General features: G+C 41.9%; 10 protein-coding genes and 1 pseudogene. 7 read left to right on the top strand and 4 right to left on the bottom strand.

Features of this window, described 5'->3' with window-relative positions; translation table 11 throughout:
- Positions 1 to 65: 65 nt before the first annotated feature.
- Together ACTFWY_RS11280 and ACTFWY_RS11285 are read left to right on the top strand one after the other, a co-directional pair.
- Positions 66 to 2324 carry a helix-turn-helix domain-containing protein gene (locus tag ACTFWY_RS11280; protein ID WP_124018858.1) on the top strand — a complete coding sequence of 753 codons (2259 nt, stop codon included), beginning with the start codon at positions 66 to 68 and terminating at the stop codon, positions 2322 to 2324.
- A 29-nt stretch (positions 2325 to 2353) separates the two neighbouring features.
- Positions 2354 to 3646, top strand: coding sequence for a family 20 glycosylhydrolase (locus ACTFWY_RS11285; RefSeq protein ID WP_227760854.1), 1293 nt, complete (start codon positions 2354 to 2356; stop codon positions 3644 to 3646).
- Positions 3647 to 3879: 233 nt separating this feature from the next.
- Here ACTFWY_RS11285 and ACTFWY_RS11290 read toward each other — a convergent pair.
- The 4 genes and pseudogenes from ACTFWY_RS11290 to ACTFWY_RS11305 form a co-directional block, all read right to left on the bottom strand.
- Positions 3880 to 5178 (bottom strand): annotated as a pseudogene (locus ACTFWY_RS11290) (alpha-L-fucosidase).
- 11 nt (positions 5179 to 5189) lie between these two features.
- Entirely contained in the window at positions 5190 to 5675 is a 486-nt protein-coding gene (locus tag ACTFWY_RS11295) for a hypothetical protein (protein ID WP_034705265.1), read from the bottom strand.
- A 47-nt stretch (positions 5676 to 5722) separates the two neighbouring features.
- Positions 5723 to 7585, bottom strand: coding sequence for a beta-N-acetylhexosaminidase (locus ACTFWY_RS11300; RefSeq protein ID WP_124018850.1), 1863 nt, complete (start codon positions 7583 to 7585; stop codon positions 5723 to 5725).
- Between the two features lie 28 nt (positions 7586 to 7613).
- A complete protein-coding gene (locus ACTFWY_RS11305; RefSeq protein WP_041119810.1) occupies positions 7614 to 8240 on the bottom strand; it encodes a YesL family protein in 627 nt (208 codons plus the stop codon).
- 489 nt (positions 8241 to 8729) lie between these two features.
- Here ACTFWY_RS11305 and ACTFWY_RS11310 point away from each other — a divergent pair, with 489 nt between their 5' ends.
- The 5 genes from ACTFWY_RS11310 (at position 8730) to ACTFWY_RS11330 (ending at position 16821) form a co-directional block, all read left to right on the top strand.
- Positions 8730 to 10073 carry an alpha-L-fucosidase gene (locus ACTFWY_RS11310; protein WP_005472737.1) on the top strand — a complete coding sequence of 448 codons (1344 nt, stop codon included), beginning with the start codon at positions 8730 to 8732 and terminating at the stop codon, positions 10071 to 10073.
- A 78-nt stretch (positions 10074 to 10151) separates the two neighbouring features.
- Positions 10152 to 11105 carry an ABC transporter permease gene (locus ACTFWY_RS11315; protein ID WP_003128614.1) on the top strand — a complete coding sequence of 318 codons (954 nt, stop codon included), beginning with the start codon at positions 10152 to 10154 and terminating at the stop codon, positions 11103 to 11105.
- 15 nt (positions 11106 to 11120) lie between these two features.
- Positions 11121 to 12035: a carbohydrate ABC transporter permease gene (locus ACTFWY_RS11320; protein ID WP_003128615.1), complete on the top strand. Its 915-nt coding sequence runs from the start codon at positions 11121 to 11123 to the stop codon at positions 12033 to 12035.
- A gap of 19 nt (positions 12036 to 12054) precedes the next feature.
- Positions 12055 to 13704: an extracellular solute-binding protein gene (locus ACTFWY_RS11325; protein ID WP_021149119.1), complete on the top strand. Its 1650-nt coding sequence runs from the start codon at positions 12055 to 12057 to the stop codon at positions 13702 to 13704.
- Between the two features lie 90 nt (positions 13705 to 13794).
- Complete coding sequence (locus ACTFWY_RS11330; RefSeq protein ID WP_003128619.1) at positions 13795 to 16821, top strand: alpha-mannosidase; 3027 nt, start codon at positions 13795 to 13797, stop codon at positions 16819 to 16821.
- Positions 16822 to 16829 lie beyond the last annotated feature (8 nt).

A 16829-nucleotide genomic window follows, 5' to 3' on the forward strand; every position in this document is an offset into this window, starting at 1 on the left:
AAATAGTCTCTATTTTTTTATTATGTAAGCGTTTAAATTGCAGCGAATGAAACAAGGGTCAGGTGATAAAAGTGAAAAAGTTTTACGATCAAAACGGGCAAAACACGTTCAGAGGAATCGCGCGCTCAATCAGTTCCTACTTGCTGGTATTCCTGATCCCCTTTTTAACGGTCTCGTGGATTTGGTATGCGACTTCTGTCAAAAGTATCAATGAACAGGTTGCATTAACGGCAAAGAATCAGTTGATTCAATTGAAATACTCCTTAGAGAACAACTTCCTTCAATTGAACTACCTGACCCAGAAAATGACGGATGACCATCAACTCTCATTAAATTTTTTGACCCATCCCTATTATTCAAAGGAAGGCAAAGCAAGCCTGCAAACCTACAAGATCACGAATGAGTTTGTCGAAGAAGTTTATTTATACTATAAAGAAGAACCGGAGAACTTTTTTTCTTCGATTGGCAAATTATCCGTCGAAGGTTTCTTAGAAAAAGTAATCCCAGATAATGATATGCAGCAAGGACAGCTGATCGATCAGCTAGAGAAAGCTTATCCAACGTTGCTGACTATCGAAGGGGCATCATTGGCACGGCATCATTCCCGATTCTTCTACATTGTGCCGTTACAAAATGATGAACTGACTGTCTATGGAGCAGCTATTTATGAGATCAAAGAAGCTAGCTTAGCAAAAATGCTGGACTTGACCAATAGTGATGGTGCGAGTACGAATTATTTGATCAATGATGAGTTTCAGATTTTAGCTAGCACAAATCATAACGATTTGACAGTTTTTTTGAATGATCCCCAAGAAATGGCTCAGATCACCACTCAGGACACCTTTCAGTTTAATCAGCAAAAGTACCTCGTTCAATCAATTCCCAATGAGGAACTGCATATCTCAGTGGTATCGGTGACCAATCCATCACAAGCATTATCGCTGGTCAATCGCGTTCAAGAACATTTCATTCTTATTTTTATGTGTATTCTATTCGTGGGGATCATTGCTGTTACATTAATGGGGATCAGAAATTATCGACCGATCCGCAAAATCGAACATTTGGTTCGAGAATTCCATAAAGATATGGAGATGTCGGTCAATTCGATGAATGATGTTCATAATACATTGGCTGCTGTTTTAGAAGAACAGCAGGAACTGCATAAAGAAATCCAGATGCAGACGCCGCATGCTCGAGAACAAGTTCTTAGAAAGCTGATGAGCGGTCGTCTGCGTTCGGAACAAGAAGTTGCAAGGCTGATCGAAGCCGTTCATATTCATTTTCCTGCGGACAATTATTTTGTCATCACGATCGATACCAAAACCGTGGCTTCAAAATATAAAGCCGGCGAGAGCTGTTTTCTGATTGACTATATTGAAGAAATCAGCAGCCAAGGGTACACAGCCTACGCCACCGAGATCCTTTCCACTGAAGTGATCGCATTGACTGTGGGATTTGATCACAGATACCAACAGGAAGAGATCGTTCAAGAAGTCGCGGCAAAAATAGCAGCTGCGATTGGACTGCTTCCAGCAATTGGGGTGGGAACCATCGTTAATGAATTGACGGCTATCAATGAATCTTATATTGAAGGATTAGCTGCATTGGATTATCATGTCAGTAACAACCAGCAAATCATTTATTACCTTGAAATTTCCGCAGAAGAACAACGCTCGGCGATCCAGTATCCCGACAGTCAAAAATTAAAACTGATCCAAGCATTGAATCAAGGAAATAGCGATATCGCAATTGAAACGGTGCATTGGTTAATCAAAGACGGGTTAAGTAAACAACGATCTCAGCCGGTCCAAAAGATGTATGGCTATTATTTATTGAATACGGTTGCACAAACTGGAGGCGAATTAGTGGGAGAGGAGATTTTGCTATTTGCAGCCGAACATGCAGATTTTACTAATCTGATGCAGCTAGGAACGGTGTTGCAACAATTGGTCCAGCATATTTGCGAAAAAGTGAGGGATCGACCACAAAATCAAGAATCGGAGTTGAATGAAACGATTTTTGCTTATATCAAAGCAAATTTTCAGTCTTCTCAGCTGTCATTGGAATCTATTGCGGAAGAATTTAAAGTATCTGTCTCTTATATTAGTCGATTTGTGAAAAAAGAAAGTGGCAAAACATTTTCTAAGTATATCCAAGAACTGCGGTTAGAAAAAATCAAACAAGAATTAGTCGAAACCGATCTACCGATCAAAGAAATCATTCGGGACAACGGTTATTATGATGTCTCGAACTATACGCGTAAGTTTCGAACGATCGTTGGTGTAACACCAGGACAATATCGCAAAATCAACCAAAAACGCTGAAAATGCGAAAAATGAAGGGAAATGTGACAATGAAAGAAATGACTCAAAAAGCGAGAGAACTTTATACTTCTATTGGTGTCTCATTAGAAGAGGAACCAAAAATTAAGATCGAACCTGCACTAACGGCAGATTTTATTCTTGATGAGGAACAAAAAACGATCACTGCGAAAGATCCCCAGCAATTATTTTATGGTCTGACAACCTACTATTTGAATCAAGTGACGAAGAAACAACAAAAAAACAGCTACACCGCCCAAATCAAGGAGCGCTGCCTAATGATCGATATTGGCCGCAAATATTTTTCCTTAAAAGAACTAAAAGCACTCGTTCACAGTATGGCTTTTTTTCAGTTTACCCATTTGCAAGTCCATTTTTCAGAAAATGAAGGATTTCGAATCGAGTCTGAATGTTTTCCGGAGATTGTATCAACCGAATATTTAACAAAAACAGAGATCCGAGAACTAATCACATATGCCAAAGGTTACGGTATCGAGATCATTCCTGATTTTGACTCCCCTGGACATCTCAAGCAAGTCTTAGCCACCCATCCCGAATGGTGTTTACCTAACGCGACTGGTGGGGTCGATGCTAGGGCATTGAACATTCTTGACCAAGAAGCTGTTGCTTTCATCCGAGAGATCTACAAAGAATACGCAGAGCTATTTGTAGACAGCCATTATTTCCATATTGGTGCAGATGAATTTGTTGATTTTGACCGTCTAGAAGAGTTTCCGACTTTAGTTGAAGCTGCCAAAGAAGCATATGGACCAGAAGCAAGTGGGATTGAAGTATTCATTGCGTATGTGAATGATTTGGTGGACTATGTGACTGACTTAGGTTTTGTTGTTCGTGTATGGAATGATGGGTTTTATCGCTTGAATCGAAAGGAACAGCTTTCCTTAACGAAAAACTGTGAGATTTCCTATTGGACACGCTGGAATCAAAATATGGCACCAGTCGCTCTTTATTTTGACAAAGGCTATTCTGTGATCAATCACAATGACAATTTCTTTTATTATGTAGTAGGTGAAGCTGCAGGGTATACGTATCCGACCTATGAAAAAATAAGCGATGAGTTTACATTAACGACTTTTGCCAACGGACAGCAAGTGACCCAAGAACAACTAGCACAAACCCCAGCGATCGCATTAGCGATTTGGGCAGATATCCCAGATGCAAAAGAAGGTGCGGCAGTGATCACAGAAGCTTTTTGGCTGCAAGCTATCATTAGCCTAAAAGTTTATGAAGAAACAGATCCAGGGAAAGAAACCTTTAGCCAACTATTTCAGAAATGGCAGTCGTTGTTGACTAAAGAGCAGTAAAGCGAAACGTTCTCTAGGAAAACGTGACTTGTTTTAAAGTGGACGATAAGAAGAGATTCCTAAGAAGAATACATGGAGAGAATACCTAAAGCGAGTATTTAAAGCAAGTACTTAAATAGTAGACGGCAGTCTAGTGAATCTTCGTCGTGGGTTTGCGAGGAAGATTTACTGTCTGCCGTCTATTTGCTAGAGATATTGTCTAGCGCTTTACGGTATTCTTTGTTCTACTCTTTTCACTTCAATGTAATCTCAAGGACTGGAATGAGAACATTAGGTGGCACTACCGGCAGCGTGACGACTAGATCATTAGGAGCAATGACAGCTTCCGTAGAAGTGATGACTTCATTAGGATCAAAGCCACGATAAAAAATTTCAGAGCCATCATGCAAGAAGCGGATAAAGCGAACTTGATCAGCAATTTCCGGCAAATGAATATGTTTGAAGGGATAGCTATATACATGCAAATAGAGTTTCTTGCCATTTTGAGTATAACGACAATCTTTAGGTACCGGGTATTTACTAGGACCACAATCGATGATAGCTTCTTTATGCAGCCGTATCCATGCACCAATCGCCTGCATTCGTTTGACTGCCCGCGGGTCGATCTCTCCTCGGGGATTAGGACCAATGTTCAATAAAAAATTACCCCCTTTTGAAACCGTATCGATCAACATTTTCACCAACATATCACTTGATTTCCATTCCAACGCATCGCGATCATAGCCCCAAGTCCCGTACATTGTCTGACAGGCTTCCCAAAGAACAGGTAAACCGTCTTTTTCCAGTGGTTTTTCTGGTTGAAATTGTTCAGGGGTGGTAATTCCCCGACCAAGTTCCAAGCGATCATTGATCAGCATATCCGGTTGGAGTGTCCGACAGATTTTTTCCAGTCGCGAACTGTCCCAGTCTTCTGCTCCTTTTCCTTTAGACCAGCCCCAATCACGATGACTGTAAGGAAAGTCGAACCACATATAATCGATCCTGCCATACTGAGTCAATAGTTCGGTCACTTGACCAGCAATGAAATCTTGATAAATAAGCATATCCCGTTGAGAATTGGACTCTCGAGCGGCTAAGTCACTTCTTTGAGGATGCAATCCATCAATCGTAAAATGAGGGTGGTACCAGTCAATCAGCGAATGATAGAGTCCGATTTTGATTCCCACATCACGAAACGCAGGCAATAATTCTGCGAGTAAATCTCGCTTAAAGGGTGTATTGGTGACTTTATAATCGGTCCATTCACTATCCCATAGGGCGAACCCTTCATGATGTTTCGTAGTAAAGACTATATATTGAACACCGCAATCTTTAGCTGTTTGAGCTCAAACAGCAGCATCAAATAAATTGGGATTAAATTGGTCGAAATAAGTTTCTCGATAAGTTTCGGGGGCAATTTCTTCGGTGGTCATAAACCATTCGTGGCGTGCACCAATACTAAATAAGCCAAAATGAATGAACAACCCAAACCGATCATGAATAAACCAGCTAGGATCGGGGTAATGATCAGGCCAATTCTGAAATGTTTTCATAGAGATACTCCTTAATCAATGAATTCGGTGTTTGTCATAACCGTTTCTTTAATCTTCCACTGCCCATTCTCGAGCACAAAGGTATGATGGGCTTGGGTAATATGGTCGCGATAGTCATTCTGTCCTTGGTTCACTGTTTTTTGCTGTGCAGCTACCAGCATGGAGTCTGCTTCTTGTTTGACAACTTCAAAAGACAAGAGTTCATGAGTCAAATCATATTTCGCAAAAAAAGCGTGCATTTCCTTTGCCGTAGATTCTCTTGCAGAAGTAACAAGGGTCGCTGTGTAGCCCTCAACGTCTTTCTGGGTGGCTGCCTGCAGGTTTTGCTTTAGTACGGTCAGACACGCTTGTGCTGCAGAAGAATCTGTAACGGCTCCTGTAACTTGCAAACGCGCTACAGTGGTTTCTGCTGAACGAGAAGTTATCTGTTGATAAAAAAATAGACCGCAAATGAAAAGTAAACCAACGAAAAATAAGGGATAACTCTTTTTTTTCATGCAAATCCTCCTTGTTTTCTGCACTATTTTTTGTACTTTTTTTGTACTTATACATCAGATATCTTGCTGGCACTATAAATGCCATGGAAAAGATTTCTTCCCAAACTGCCGACACTTGAGGGATCATCTACTGGCAACAGTGGCATCTCTAGTTCTGGTAATCTAGTGATGTGACCATCCAAATAGTTCTGCAAACGCCATTGTGCCATCTCGGCACGTTTAGATAGAGCGCCGTAGCGAAGATCGATCACTTCAAACCCAAAGGGGCGGTTCCATTCAAACCACAGATCTCGATGAGATTGATGCAAGTGTTGTAATTCCTGCTGATAGTGCTGAATCATCTCAAGGGCTTTTTGAAGGTTCTCACGTTTTTTTTCATGATAGGCTTCTGAGATCCAGGGACTCAAAGAAGCTTTCAAAGCTAGTACCACCGCTAATTGGTGATAAAAGCGGAACATCCGTTGTGTGTCCTGTGTCCCCGTGACTGCGGCCAATCGTTGGGCCAGTTCCTCATAATGTTGGGTCAATGGCACCTCTCTGAATGTCTTTTCATAAAGGCCATAAAGAATATCTTGATAAAGCAATAATTTACTTGGATTTGATCCAGAAGGATTTTCGGCAGCAACACCGGGAGTTTGGTCAAAAAGATCCAGCAAAAGAAAATCTTCTGCTTGTGATCCATGAAATAGTTTCAAGTGATCTGTGACTATCTCCCGCGATGGCGTGGCATAAAACTGGGCCTCGCTAAATAATTGTAGACCTAACAAGCTGGCAATCATCGGGGTCTCTGCGCCGTCATCTCCCCATAAGGTAGCATAGACTTCAGTGATGCCATTTGCTTTGGCACTTCTTAATGCTTGCTCCATTGTAGCGATGGTTTTGCCATAATTGGGTGCCAGTCCATTCCATGTCCAAATACCGCCAGCAAATACTGTGGGTTGGTTTAGCTTTTTATGTTCAGCAAACAGTCGTTGATATGTTTGAAAATCATGATGATAATAATCCCAGTACACCATGTTGACTGCTGGAATTTGCTGAATGACTTCTGGAGGAATGACGACTGCTGGATCATAGTAATCGCCTGTTGGAGAACCAATCCGAAAGAACATGTCACTCCACATCATGGGTTCTAATTGTAGCTGTTCACAGAGAGTGATGACGTGTTTTAAATGTTTAATCATGATGGCAAAGCGATCTTCTAAACCATTGTGTTCGAGGTAACGGCCTTTTCCTAATTGGTGTGCTTCATCCATACCAATATGGATTTTATTTGTTTTGAAGCAGCTGCGAATGGAACGAAGAGTGGCTTCAAGAAAAATGTAAGTTTTGGGCTCACCAACTAGCAGAATGTCTTCCGTGTCACGTATCTCTTTGGCAAAATGCCACTTTAATGGATTTGTCAAATGAGCGAGTGTTTGGATCGCAGGAACTAATGTAACGCCTAATTGGTCAGCGTAATGGTCCAATTCCCGTAAGTCAGATTGACTGTATCTCCCTCGCAAATGACCAAAATAAGGATATTCAGGAATTTCGTAAGTATCTTCCATATATAGCATGAGACTGTTGAGCCCCATTTTGCTGCTCAACAAAATGAAACGTTTCAACTGAGGTACTGTCAGTACTGCATTTCGAGATAAATCGATCATAGGACCGATTTGGTCAAATTGCGGAGTCTCTTCGTGGACAAAATCGGTATCTGCTTGCATCCATAGAAGGAGCCCTCGAAATAAATGGGCTTTTTCCTGATAGTAAATCGTGGCTTTTTCTGTATTGGAAATGATTTTCAATGATCCTTTTCGGCGGATCAATTCAAGCGGTTTGCCGGTTTCTGATAGTGACAAGCCAAGTTCAGGAGCAACGATTTGAAAAAAAGCGGCGACGTTTTCGTTGGTGACAATCTTTATCTCCATGATTCACTTCTCCTTTAGTAAAAAATCGTCAGTGTTCATTTGTTAGCAACTCTGTTTTTTGGATCGCTTGATAGGCGAACCAACTGATTGGCCAGAGAAGCAAAGGGATGAAGGCAATGAATAACAAAATCGGCAAAAAGGTAGCGGCGAATGTAACCAAAAACACACCTAAGATCATGGCAATCGTTTGTGGCACACTAACGATCATTAAAAGAAACGCATTCCTGAAATAGACCCAAAAAGGAAGATGGTAGCGGACAAAGACCGGCAGCAAATAAAAGCTGATGAGCAAACCGCTGATAAAGAGTACCGTCAATCCGAAATGGAGAAAGGCATTTTGCAAGAATGTACTGGAGATCCGCAGCTCGATCCATAGCAGCAGCAAGATCGCCATTTGCAGCAAACCTAGTTGATTACTACGCCAAAAATTTTTGGCTGTCTGTTGTTTGAACCAATTATAAAGTTCAGCAGGCAGTGGTTTTTTTGCAAATAATTCAAAGAAATAGCGAATAACAGTAGCCGTCGCTGGAAAGAAGCCAAAAATGATTCCCCCCCGTAAGACAAAAAAGAACCACAAAAAATGCAATCGAATCACCATCAGCAAATAGTCACCCAACCGGTAAGATAGATCAAATAACCCTCGTGATTGTTTCATGGACACCCCTCTTTTAACTAATTGATAAAAAGTAGAAAACTACTAGCCAAATAGTAGCAAGAAATGGACCTTTTAGAAAGCGTATTCAAAAAATTACATAGCCGAACCAGCTAATACATACACCTTCCTAAAGCTATCTTTTGAAAACATTCGATTGCGACGAGGAGCGCTAGCCCGCAGGAGCAAGTTTTCTAGATAAAGAGAAAAGTACGACGAGGAGCGCTAGCCCGCAGGAGCAAGTTTTCTAGATAAAGAGAAAAGTACGACGAGGAGCGCTAGCCCGCAGTTTTCTTACAAATGAGAAAGGTGAAATTGCTAGAGTGAACATGGCGTCTGATACCGTAAGCTAAAACTTCAATTGAAGTGGTGTGTTTTTTAAAAAGAGTGCTCTTTTGTTACAAAAAAATAAAGTTTGACATAGCTGCTGAAACTACATATTGATAGCGCTTTATTTTCTCGTTAGATTAGTGGCGAAAGGGGTTGGATAAATTGACAACAATTCGTGGGGACATTGAGTCTGCGAAAAACAGTAAGCAGGATGATCGTTGGTACCCTGAGTCAGAGATGCTGGCCAAGCGTTTGGAATGGTTCCAAGATTTAAAATTTGGGGTAATTTTCCATTATGGCTTATACGCACAAGCGGGTATCGTTGAATCATGGCAACTATCAGAAAAAGATGAATGGGCAAGGGAAAATAAAGCTTATCGAGAAGATATCAACACATTGCGTCTTGATTATTGGCAACTGATCAAAGCGTTTGCACCGATAGAATTAGATACTGATCAGTGGGCTGAAACGTGTAAAAAAGCTGGCTTCAAGTATTGTTTGTTCACAACGAAACACCATGACGGCTTTAATCTCTTCAATACGCTGGAGTCAGAATTCAAAATTGGCGGTAAATTGAGTCCTTTTAAACGAGATATCCTAAAAGAAGTTTTTGCCTCGTTCCAGCAAGCGGGTATTGCTACTGGGGCTTATTATTCTAAGGCGGACTGGTACTCACCGTTTTATTGGCTGGATGATGAAACGATCAAAGGGCGTCACGCAAGTTATGATCCATTAGAACAGCCAGAAATCTGGTCGCGGTATGTGGATTTTGTTCATCGACAAATTCATGAAATCACTGGCAACTATGGAAAAGTGGATTTGCTATGGCTAGATGCCGGCTGGTGTGGGCAGGGGAAAGAAGATTTACAGATGGATCGCTTAGCGGAGATTGCCCGGCGAAACCAGCCAGAATTGATCATTGTTGATCGCATGATGGGCGGTAGACATGAGAATTATGTGACGCCAGAACGCAAGATTCCTTCTTTAGAAGAAATCCCAACAAAAGTTTGGGAGAGTAATATACCTATAGGCAATGACTGGGGCTATGTTCCCCATGACACCTTTAAAAGCAGCCAAGAGTTAGTCGATACATTAATCGATGTCGTCAGTAAAGGCGGAAACTTAATTTTAGGAGTGGGTCCAACACCAGAAGGAACTTTCACGAAAGAAGAGACCCAGCGCCTGCTTGAAGTGGGTGATTGGTTGGAACAATATGGGGAAGGCATTTACGAGACCCGAGCTAGACCAGAAGCGTGGACGGAGAATTGGCATCTTACCTATAGCAAAGATCAAAAAACACATTATGCCTTTCGCAGTATCACAACAAATTTGCAGCCGCGAATTTTTCTGAAGGAGATCCATGCAGATGAAAAATCCGTGATCACAGATTTAGCAACCAATCAATCACTGACGATTCATGGAACGGGTGAAAACGCCTATATTGCTTCATCAGAAGTGCATCAGCCTGAACTTGGAGCAGTTGGCATTCGCATTTCTACACATTGAAGAAAAAATACACATTGCTTTGAAAGCGAATTCATTTCATATTTAGTATACAAACCAAAAACACAAGGAGGAGTATGAATGGAAACAACAACGATCAGAGAGCCTGTGTCAGCATCAAAAAGTAAAATCAAAGAAATGAAGACTAAATTAAAAAAGAGTCGACAGTTATATTTGTTTGTCCTGCCTGCTTTTTTGATTATTCTGATTTTTTCTTATGGGCCGATGTATGGTGTGATCATCGCCTTTAAAGACTATATGCCTTCTTTGGGAATATTCGAAAGTCCTTGGGTAGGGTTCAAACATTTTCAACGCTTTTTTGATTCTTATTACTTCTGGGATCTAATGAAAAATACATTAGGTATCAGTTTGTACTCTTTGATCGTCGGATTTCCGCTACCGATCATCCTTGCACTGGCTTTGAATGAAATCAAGGATGGTCCATTCAAAAAAATTACCCAGACAGTCACGTATGCCCCAAACTTTATCGCAGTAGTGGTAATGGTCGGAATGGTTATTGCATTTCTGTCTCCTTCCACTGGGATCATCAATCACTTTCTAGATTTTATCGGCGTGGGAAGAATCAATTTTATGACTGAACCGCGGTGGTTCAAAACAATCTATGTATTATCAGGCGTCTGGCAAGGCACAGGTTGGGGATCGGTTATTTACTTGGCAGCATTGTCTGGAGTGGATACTCAGCTGCATGAAGCTGCCACCATCGATGGTGCTTCTCGGCTCCAAAGAGTTTGGTATATCAATATTCCAACGATAATGCCGACCATGGTGATTTTACTGATCATGAGTTTTGGTAGTTTGATGTCGGTGGGATTCGAAAAAATCATTTTGATGCAAAACCCATTGAATATGGAATCATCGAATGTCATTGCAACCTTCGTTTATCAGCAAGGGCTTTTAGATGCACAATATAGTTTTGCAGCAGCTGTTGGGTTATTCAACTCGTTGATCAATTCCATTCTCTTGATTTTAGTCAACGGGATTGCGAAACGGCTGAGCGATTCGAGTCTCTTATAGAAAGGTGGTATAGGAATGAAAACAACTTCATTAGTGAAAGATACACGTGCAGATAAAATCTTTTTGGTTTTTGTTTATTTCTTTTTAGCCATAGCATTACTAATCGTTCTCTATCCATTGATCTATATCGTTAGTGCGTCGATTTCAAATCCTCATTTAGTCAACTCGGGGGAAATGTGGTTATTGCCAAAAGGGGTCACCTTTGAAGGCTATCGAACTCTCTTAGGCAATAGCAGCATCTGGCGCGGCTACTTAAATACGATCTATTACACTGTTTTAGGAACATCCATCAATTTGTTGGTGACACTGCCTTGTGCTTATGCACTCTCCAGAGATGATTTTTATGGCAGAAGAGCTTTTACCAATTTCATGCTAGTGACAATGTTTCTTTCTGGGGGCTTGATCCCTAGCTATTTACTGATCCGCAGCTTAGGGATGTTGAATACGGTTTGGGCTTTGGTTATCCCAGGAGCTGTCTCTGTCTATAATGTGGTCGTTACGCGGACCTTTTTTCAAACGACGATCCCAAGAGAGATGGAAGAAGCGGCAATCGTGGATGGCTGCTCGGATTTTCGCTTATTCATGCAGATCGTACTGCCTTTATCTACGCCAATCATTGCAGTTATGGCACTTTTTTACGGGGTAGGACACTGGAACAGTTTCTTCAGCGCATTGATCTATCTGTCAGATAAATCCATGTATCCATTACAAATGATTTTACGGGAAATTTTGATTTTACAAGATATGTCATCAAATACTGTCAGCAATGTGACTTCCGAAATGGCCAGTATGTTATACAGCAAGCAACAGTTAGCAGAGGTCATCAAATACGGTGTCATGATCGTTTCATCATTACCGGTCATTATTGTCTATCCATTTTTGCAGAAATATTTTGTCAAAGGCATGATGGTAGGATCAATTAAAGGATAAAACATAGAGGAGGAAGAAGATGGGAATGAAAAAAATTTTAGGAGTAACAGGGGTGTTTTTGTGCAGTGCGCTTTTACTCAGTGGGTGCGGGAACACAAAAAAGGAAACAACCGGAGAAAATGAAGGGGTAGCCATCAATCATGACAGCCAATTTCCGATCATTAAAGAAGGCGAAGAACTGACGCTGAACATTATGGCGCCAGGAGTAGGTATGGCAGAATGGGAAGATATGCCGACGCTGCAGGATTATCAAGAAAAAACAGGAATCAAACTGACTTATACGACACCCCCTTCTGCTGACTTTAGTACCAAGTTGAACTTAGCATTTGCTTCAGGGGATCTGCCGGATATCGTTTATGGCGCAGGATCGAATTCGCTCACTTCTTCAATGGAGATCGATTATGGTTCCCAAGGAATTCTGCTGCCGTTAGAAGAATATATCACGCCGGAAATTATGCCTAATCTTTATGCATTGACCCAAGAAGATCCGTCCATCTTAAAATCGATCACCACACCAGATGGCCATATTTATTCATTGCCGATGATTTCGAGAAATGCGACATCTATTTGGTGGCAAGGTCCGATGTGGTACAACGGAACGTGGCTAGATAAGTTGAATGTCAAGGAACTGCCAAAGACAACGGATGAATTGTATGATTTGCTGACACGATTCAAGAACGAAGATCCCAATGGTAATGGCAAAGCCGATGAGATTCCTTTGACCGATGTCGATATGAATTCAACAAGGGTATGGCTGATGGCAGCTTTTGGGTTACGGACACGAGGCGTTCAAGTAGATGATGATGTGGTTTCTTATACACCAATCTCGGAAAACTATAAAGCATTCCTTGAGTATATGAACAAATTGTATAGTGAAGGTTTGTTGGATGCGGAAGTTTATGGCCAATCCGACGAACAGAAAAAAGCAAAAGGACAAAATGATCAGTTGGGCTTGTTCGCCGATTACTTCAGCTTCTTTACGACAGGCCGCAGCGAGATTGAAGCGATGAACGATGCCATGTTCCAACCATTGACTTCAAAATGGTCGCCAGAAGCAGTGATTCCAGGAAGTCCACGAATTTCTCGGGGCACCTTTGCCATCACAAATGTCAATCCATCGCCGGAAGCTTCGATGCGCTGGGTGGATTACTTCTATTCTGAAGAAGGTACGAAATATATCGAACAAGGACCTGAAGGCGTTCTTTGGGAGTACAAAGAAAATGCTGACGGCCAAAAAGTACGAGTTTATGCAGAAGGCATTGATACAGAAAATACAGAAGATGAACGTGGCAAGATCACACCAGCATACGGGTTGACAACACCGAACATTGTTATCGATACGACAGGTGAATATCAAATCTTGAAATCCGCGGATGAACAACCTGATACTCGTTTCAGTGACTGGGTGGCCAAAGAAACAGCAGATAAGATGGATGACATTGCGGAAGTGCCATTTCCATTACTTTATCTGACTGTAGAAGAAAATGATAAAGTGGCTGCTACGGCTACTGACTTGACAACGTATGTCGAACAAATGGAAGCCAAATTCATTACGGGTGTCGAGCCAATCAGTAATTGGGATAAATATGTTTCGACTATCGAGTCCATGGGGATCGATGACTACATTTCCGTTTACCAAACAGCATATGATCGTTGGAAAGAGAACTAGAGTCACGGCAATAGGAGAAGCGGGCTTGGACAATTTCTTGTCTACCCGCTTTTTTCCTCCTCAGAAACCGAGTAAAGGAGAGAATACAGCGTGCAGTTATTTGAATTTGAACGTATCCGTAAGATTTTATTTCAATTAAAGAATTACCGGATTCGCTATCAGGTGCCTGTTAATGACTTGCAGTTAAAGCAAGAAAACTGGGCACCCTATGTGCAAGGAACTTTTTTTGGAGAAAAGAATTGTTATTACACAATGAAAGGAACTTTTGAACTACCGGAAGACTGGAAAGAGATGTCGGTTGCTTTGCAAGTCTATTCTTCGCTCTCTGAATGGGACAATACGACAAATCCGCAAATGAAAGTGTTCTTGAATGGGAATTACATTCAGGCAATTGATGTCAACCATCGAGAAGTGCGGTTGGATCCCTCGGAGCTAACAGGAACAATAGCCTTACAGATCGATATTTTTTCGGGACGAGAAGAGAAGAAGTTTCCGCTTTACGTGAATCTATTGGCGATCGATCCTATCGTTGAGCAAGTCTGGTTTGATTTCTCGACGATTTTTGACAGTTGGCGTGCCATTAGGAAATTTGGCGGAGAAGAACAAATCTATCAAAGCTGTCTGTCACAAGCTGCCAATGCATTAGATTTTCGAGCCCCCTATACGCCGCGATTCTATGAAGGCCTCACAAACGCGCAAGAATGTCTGCAAGCGTGTTACAGCCAAGAGATTCGTCAAAAAGTGACCGCAGTCGGGCATACCCACATCGATCTGGCATGGCTTTGGACGGCACAGCAAGCGGTTGAAAAAGGAGAACGCAGTTTTCAGACCGTATTAAAATTGATGGATGAATACCCTGAATATACGTTTCTCCAAAGCCAACCCCAGTTATATCAAGCGATCAAAGAACAATATCCTGAGTTATATCAGGCAATCAAAGAGAAGATTAAATCTGGACGCTGGGAAGTAGAAGGTGCTATGTGGGTAGAAGCAGATTGCAACTTGACCTCCGGTGAATCATTGGTAAGGCAGATTTTATACGGCAAACGCTTTATCAAAGAAGAGTTTGATCATGAGAGTCAGATTTTGTGGCTGCCGGATGTTTTTGGCTATTCCGCTGCATTGCCACAGATCTTGCAAAAGACCAATACACCTTATTTCATGACAACTAAATTGTCTTGGAATCAATTCAATCAGATTCCTTATGATTCGTTTTACTGGCAAGGGATCGATGGCAGCAGAGTTTTGACTCACTTTATTACAACGATCAGTGAAGGCTACAGTCCAAGACCCTACTACACCACTTACAATGGGCTTTTAGACCCTTATACAGTCAAAGGCAGCTTTGAACGGTACCAACAAAAAGATCAGCATGATGAGATCTTGATTGCATACGGCTATGGAGACGGCGGCGGCGGACCTACTAGAGAGATGCTGGAGACAAAACAGCGGTTATCAAAACCACTCCCTCAGATGCCAGTGATCACTGGCGATCATGCGGGCAAATTTTTTGACCGATTAGCTGCAGCTTTTGCTCATTCAGAAGCCCCGGTCTGGTTTGGCGAACTCTATTTTGAGTACCATCGTGGGACACTGACCTCCATCGGTAAAAATAAGAAAGCCAACCGCAAAGGCGAATTTTTATTGCAAACTATTGAGAAGCTTTACAGTGCCTATCGAAGCGAAGCGTATCCGCAAGAGCTCCTCGAAAGGCTCTGGAAAAAATTGTTGTTCAATCAATTTCACGATATTTTGCCAGGAAGTTCGATTGGCGAAGTGTACCAGCAGACAGAAGAAGAGTATGCTGCTCTTTTTGAAGAAGGCGAGCAATTGATCCAGTCCCTCGTGGCAGGAGGAACCGCCAGTGATGCAAATCATCAGGTGGTCTATAATCCATTAGGCTTTACTCGTGATGCCGTAATCAAAGTTGATATTCCGGCGATTCAAGAAGATTATCTGACACAGCGAACCGAAGATGGTTGTTTGCTGGTCAAAGTTCCACAAGTCCCTAGCTTAGGTCTGCGTCCCCTAACGTTGAGGGAGACTATCTCAGAACCAGTAGAACAAGAGTGTGTTCCGTTGACTCGTCAACTGGAAACGACCGACTTTGTCGTAACATTTAACGCGGCATATGAAATGACTGCTCTTTTTGACAAAAGACACCAGCGAGAGGTCTTGCCAGCAGGAGAAGTGATGAATCAATTGATTGCTTATGAAGACTTACCGATGGATTATGATGCGTGGGATATAGACATCTACTACGATCGTAAAGCTTATCCAGTAGAGGATGTGACTGACGCATCAATCGTCGAGCAAGGCGAGATTCGTGACACGATCCGTATCAAACGGACGTTTGAGCAATCAACGATCATTCAGCTGATCCATTTCTATCATGGAACCGGCAGGATCGACTTTGAGACAACGGTCGATTGGCATCAGCATCATCTTTTATTGAAGGCGCAGTTGCCAATTGCCGTCAATACGCTAGATGCCACTTTCGATATCCAATTTGGGAATGTCAAACGTGCCATCCACAAAAATACCACTTGGGATTTGGCACGTTTTGAGAGTTGTGGGCAAAAATGGGTCGACTTGTCTGAAGATGGTTATGGCGTCAGTGTGTTGACGGATTGTAAATACGGATTCAGCACAGCTTACCAAAAAATTGGTCTCTCTCTTATCAAGTCGGCGACTGATCCCTATCCAGAAGCAGATCAAGGACTTCATTCGTTTACCTATTCTCTCTATGTTCATGAAGGTGACTGGAAAAAAGGACAAACGATGGAAGAAGCGTTGGCACTCAATGTACCAGCATATGTATTGGCAGATTTTGATCAGCAGCAAGAGCAATCTTTTTTACAAGTGGATCACAATAATGTGCTGATCGATTCGGTCAAAAAGGCTGAAGCAGATGAAGCCATCGTGGTACGTTTGTATGAATACCACAATCGCAAAACGACATGCCGCTTGACCGCAGCTAAAAAAATCAAACGAGCAGTGCTAACGAATTTATTGGAAGAGGAACAGCAGGAGTTAGTGGTCACGGGCGTGTGCCACCAAGTGGTGATTCCTTTCAACCCTTATGAAATTCAAACGGTCAAGGTCTATTTTGACTAATCGGCATT

The sequence above is a fragment of the Enterococcus sp. 125944 genome (assembly GCF_051909435.1).
Taxonomy (GTDB): Bacteria; Bacillota; Bacilli; order Lactobacillales; family Enterococcaceae; genus Enterococcus_D; species Enterococcus_D gallinarum.

What these genes read in the sequence shown, in the direction of transcription:
- ACTFWY_RS11295 (WP_034705265.1), bottom strand. Translation starts at nt 5,675, where the DNA reads ATGAAAAAAAAGAGTTATCCCTTATTTTTCGTTGGTTTACTTTTCATT.
- ACTFWY_RS11300 (WP_124018850.1), bottom strand. Translation starts at nt 7,585, where the DNA reads ATGGAGATAAAGATTGTCACCAACGAAAACGTCGCCGCTTTTTTTCAA.
- ACTFWY_RS11320 (WP_003128615.1), top strand. Translation starts at nt 11,121, where the DNA reads ATGAAAACAACTTCATTAGTGAAAGATACACGTGCAGATAAAATCTTT.
- ACTFWY_RS11305 (WP_041119810.1), bottom strand. Translation starts at nt 8,240, where the DNA reads ATGAAACAATCACGAGGGTTATTTGATCTATCTTACCGGTTGGGTGAC.
- ACTFWY_RS11285 (WP_227760854.1), top strand. Translation starts at nt 2,354, where the DNA reads ATGAAAGAAATGACTCAAAAAGCGAGAGAACTTTATACTTCTATTGGT.
- ACTFWY_RS11325 (WP_021149119.1), top strand. Translation starts at nt 12,055, where the DNA reads ATGGGAATGAAAAAAATTTTAGGAGTAACAGGGGTGTTTTTGTGCAGT.
- ACTFWY_RS11315 (WP_003128614.1), top strand. Translation starts at nt 10,152, where the DNA reads ATGGAAACAACAACGATCAGAGAGCCTGTGTCAGCATCAAAAAGTAAA.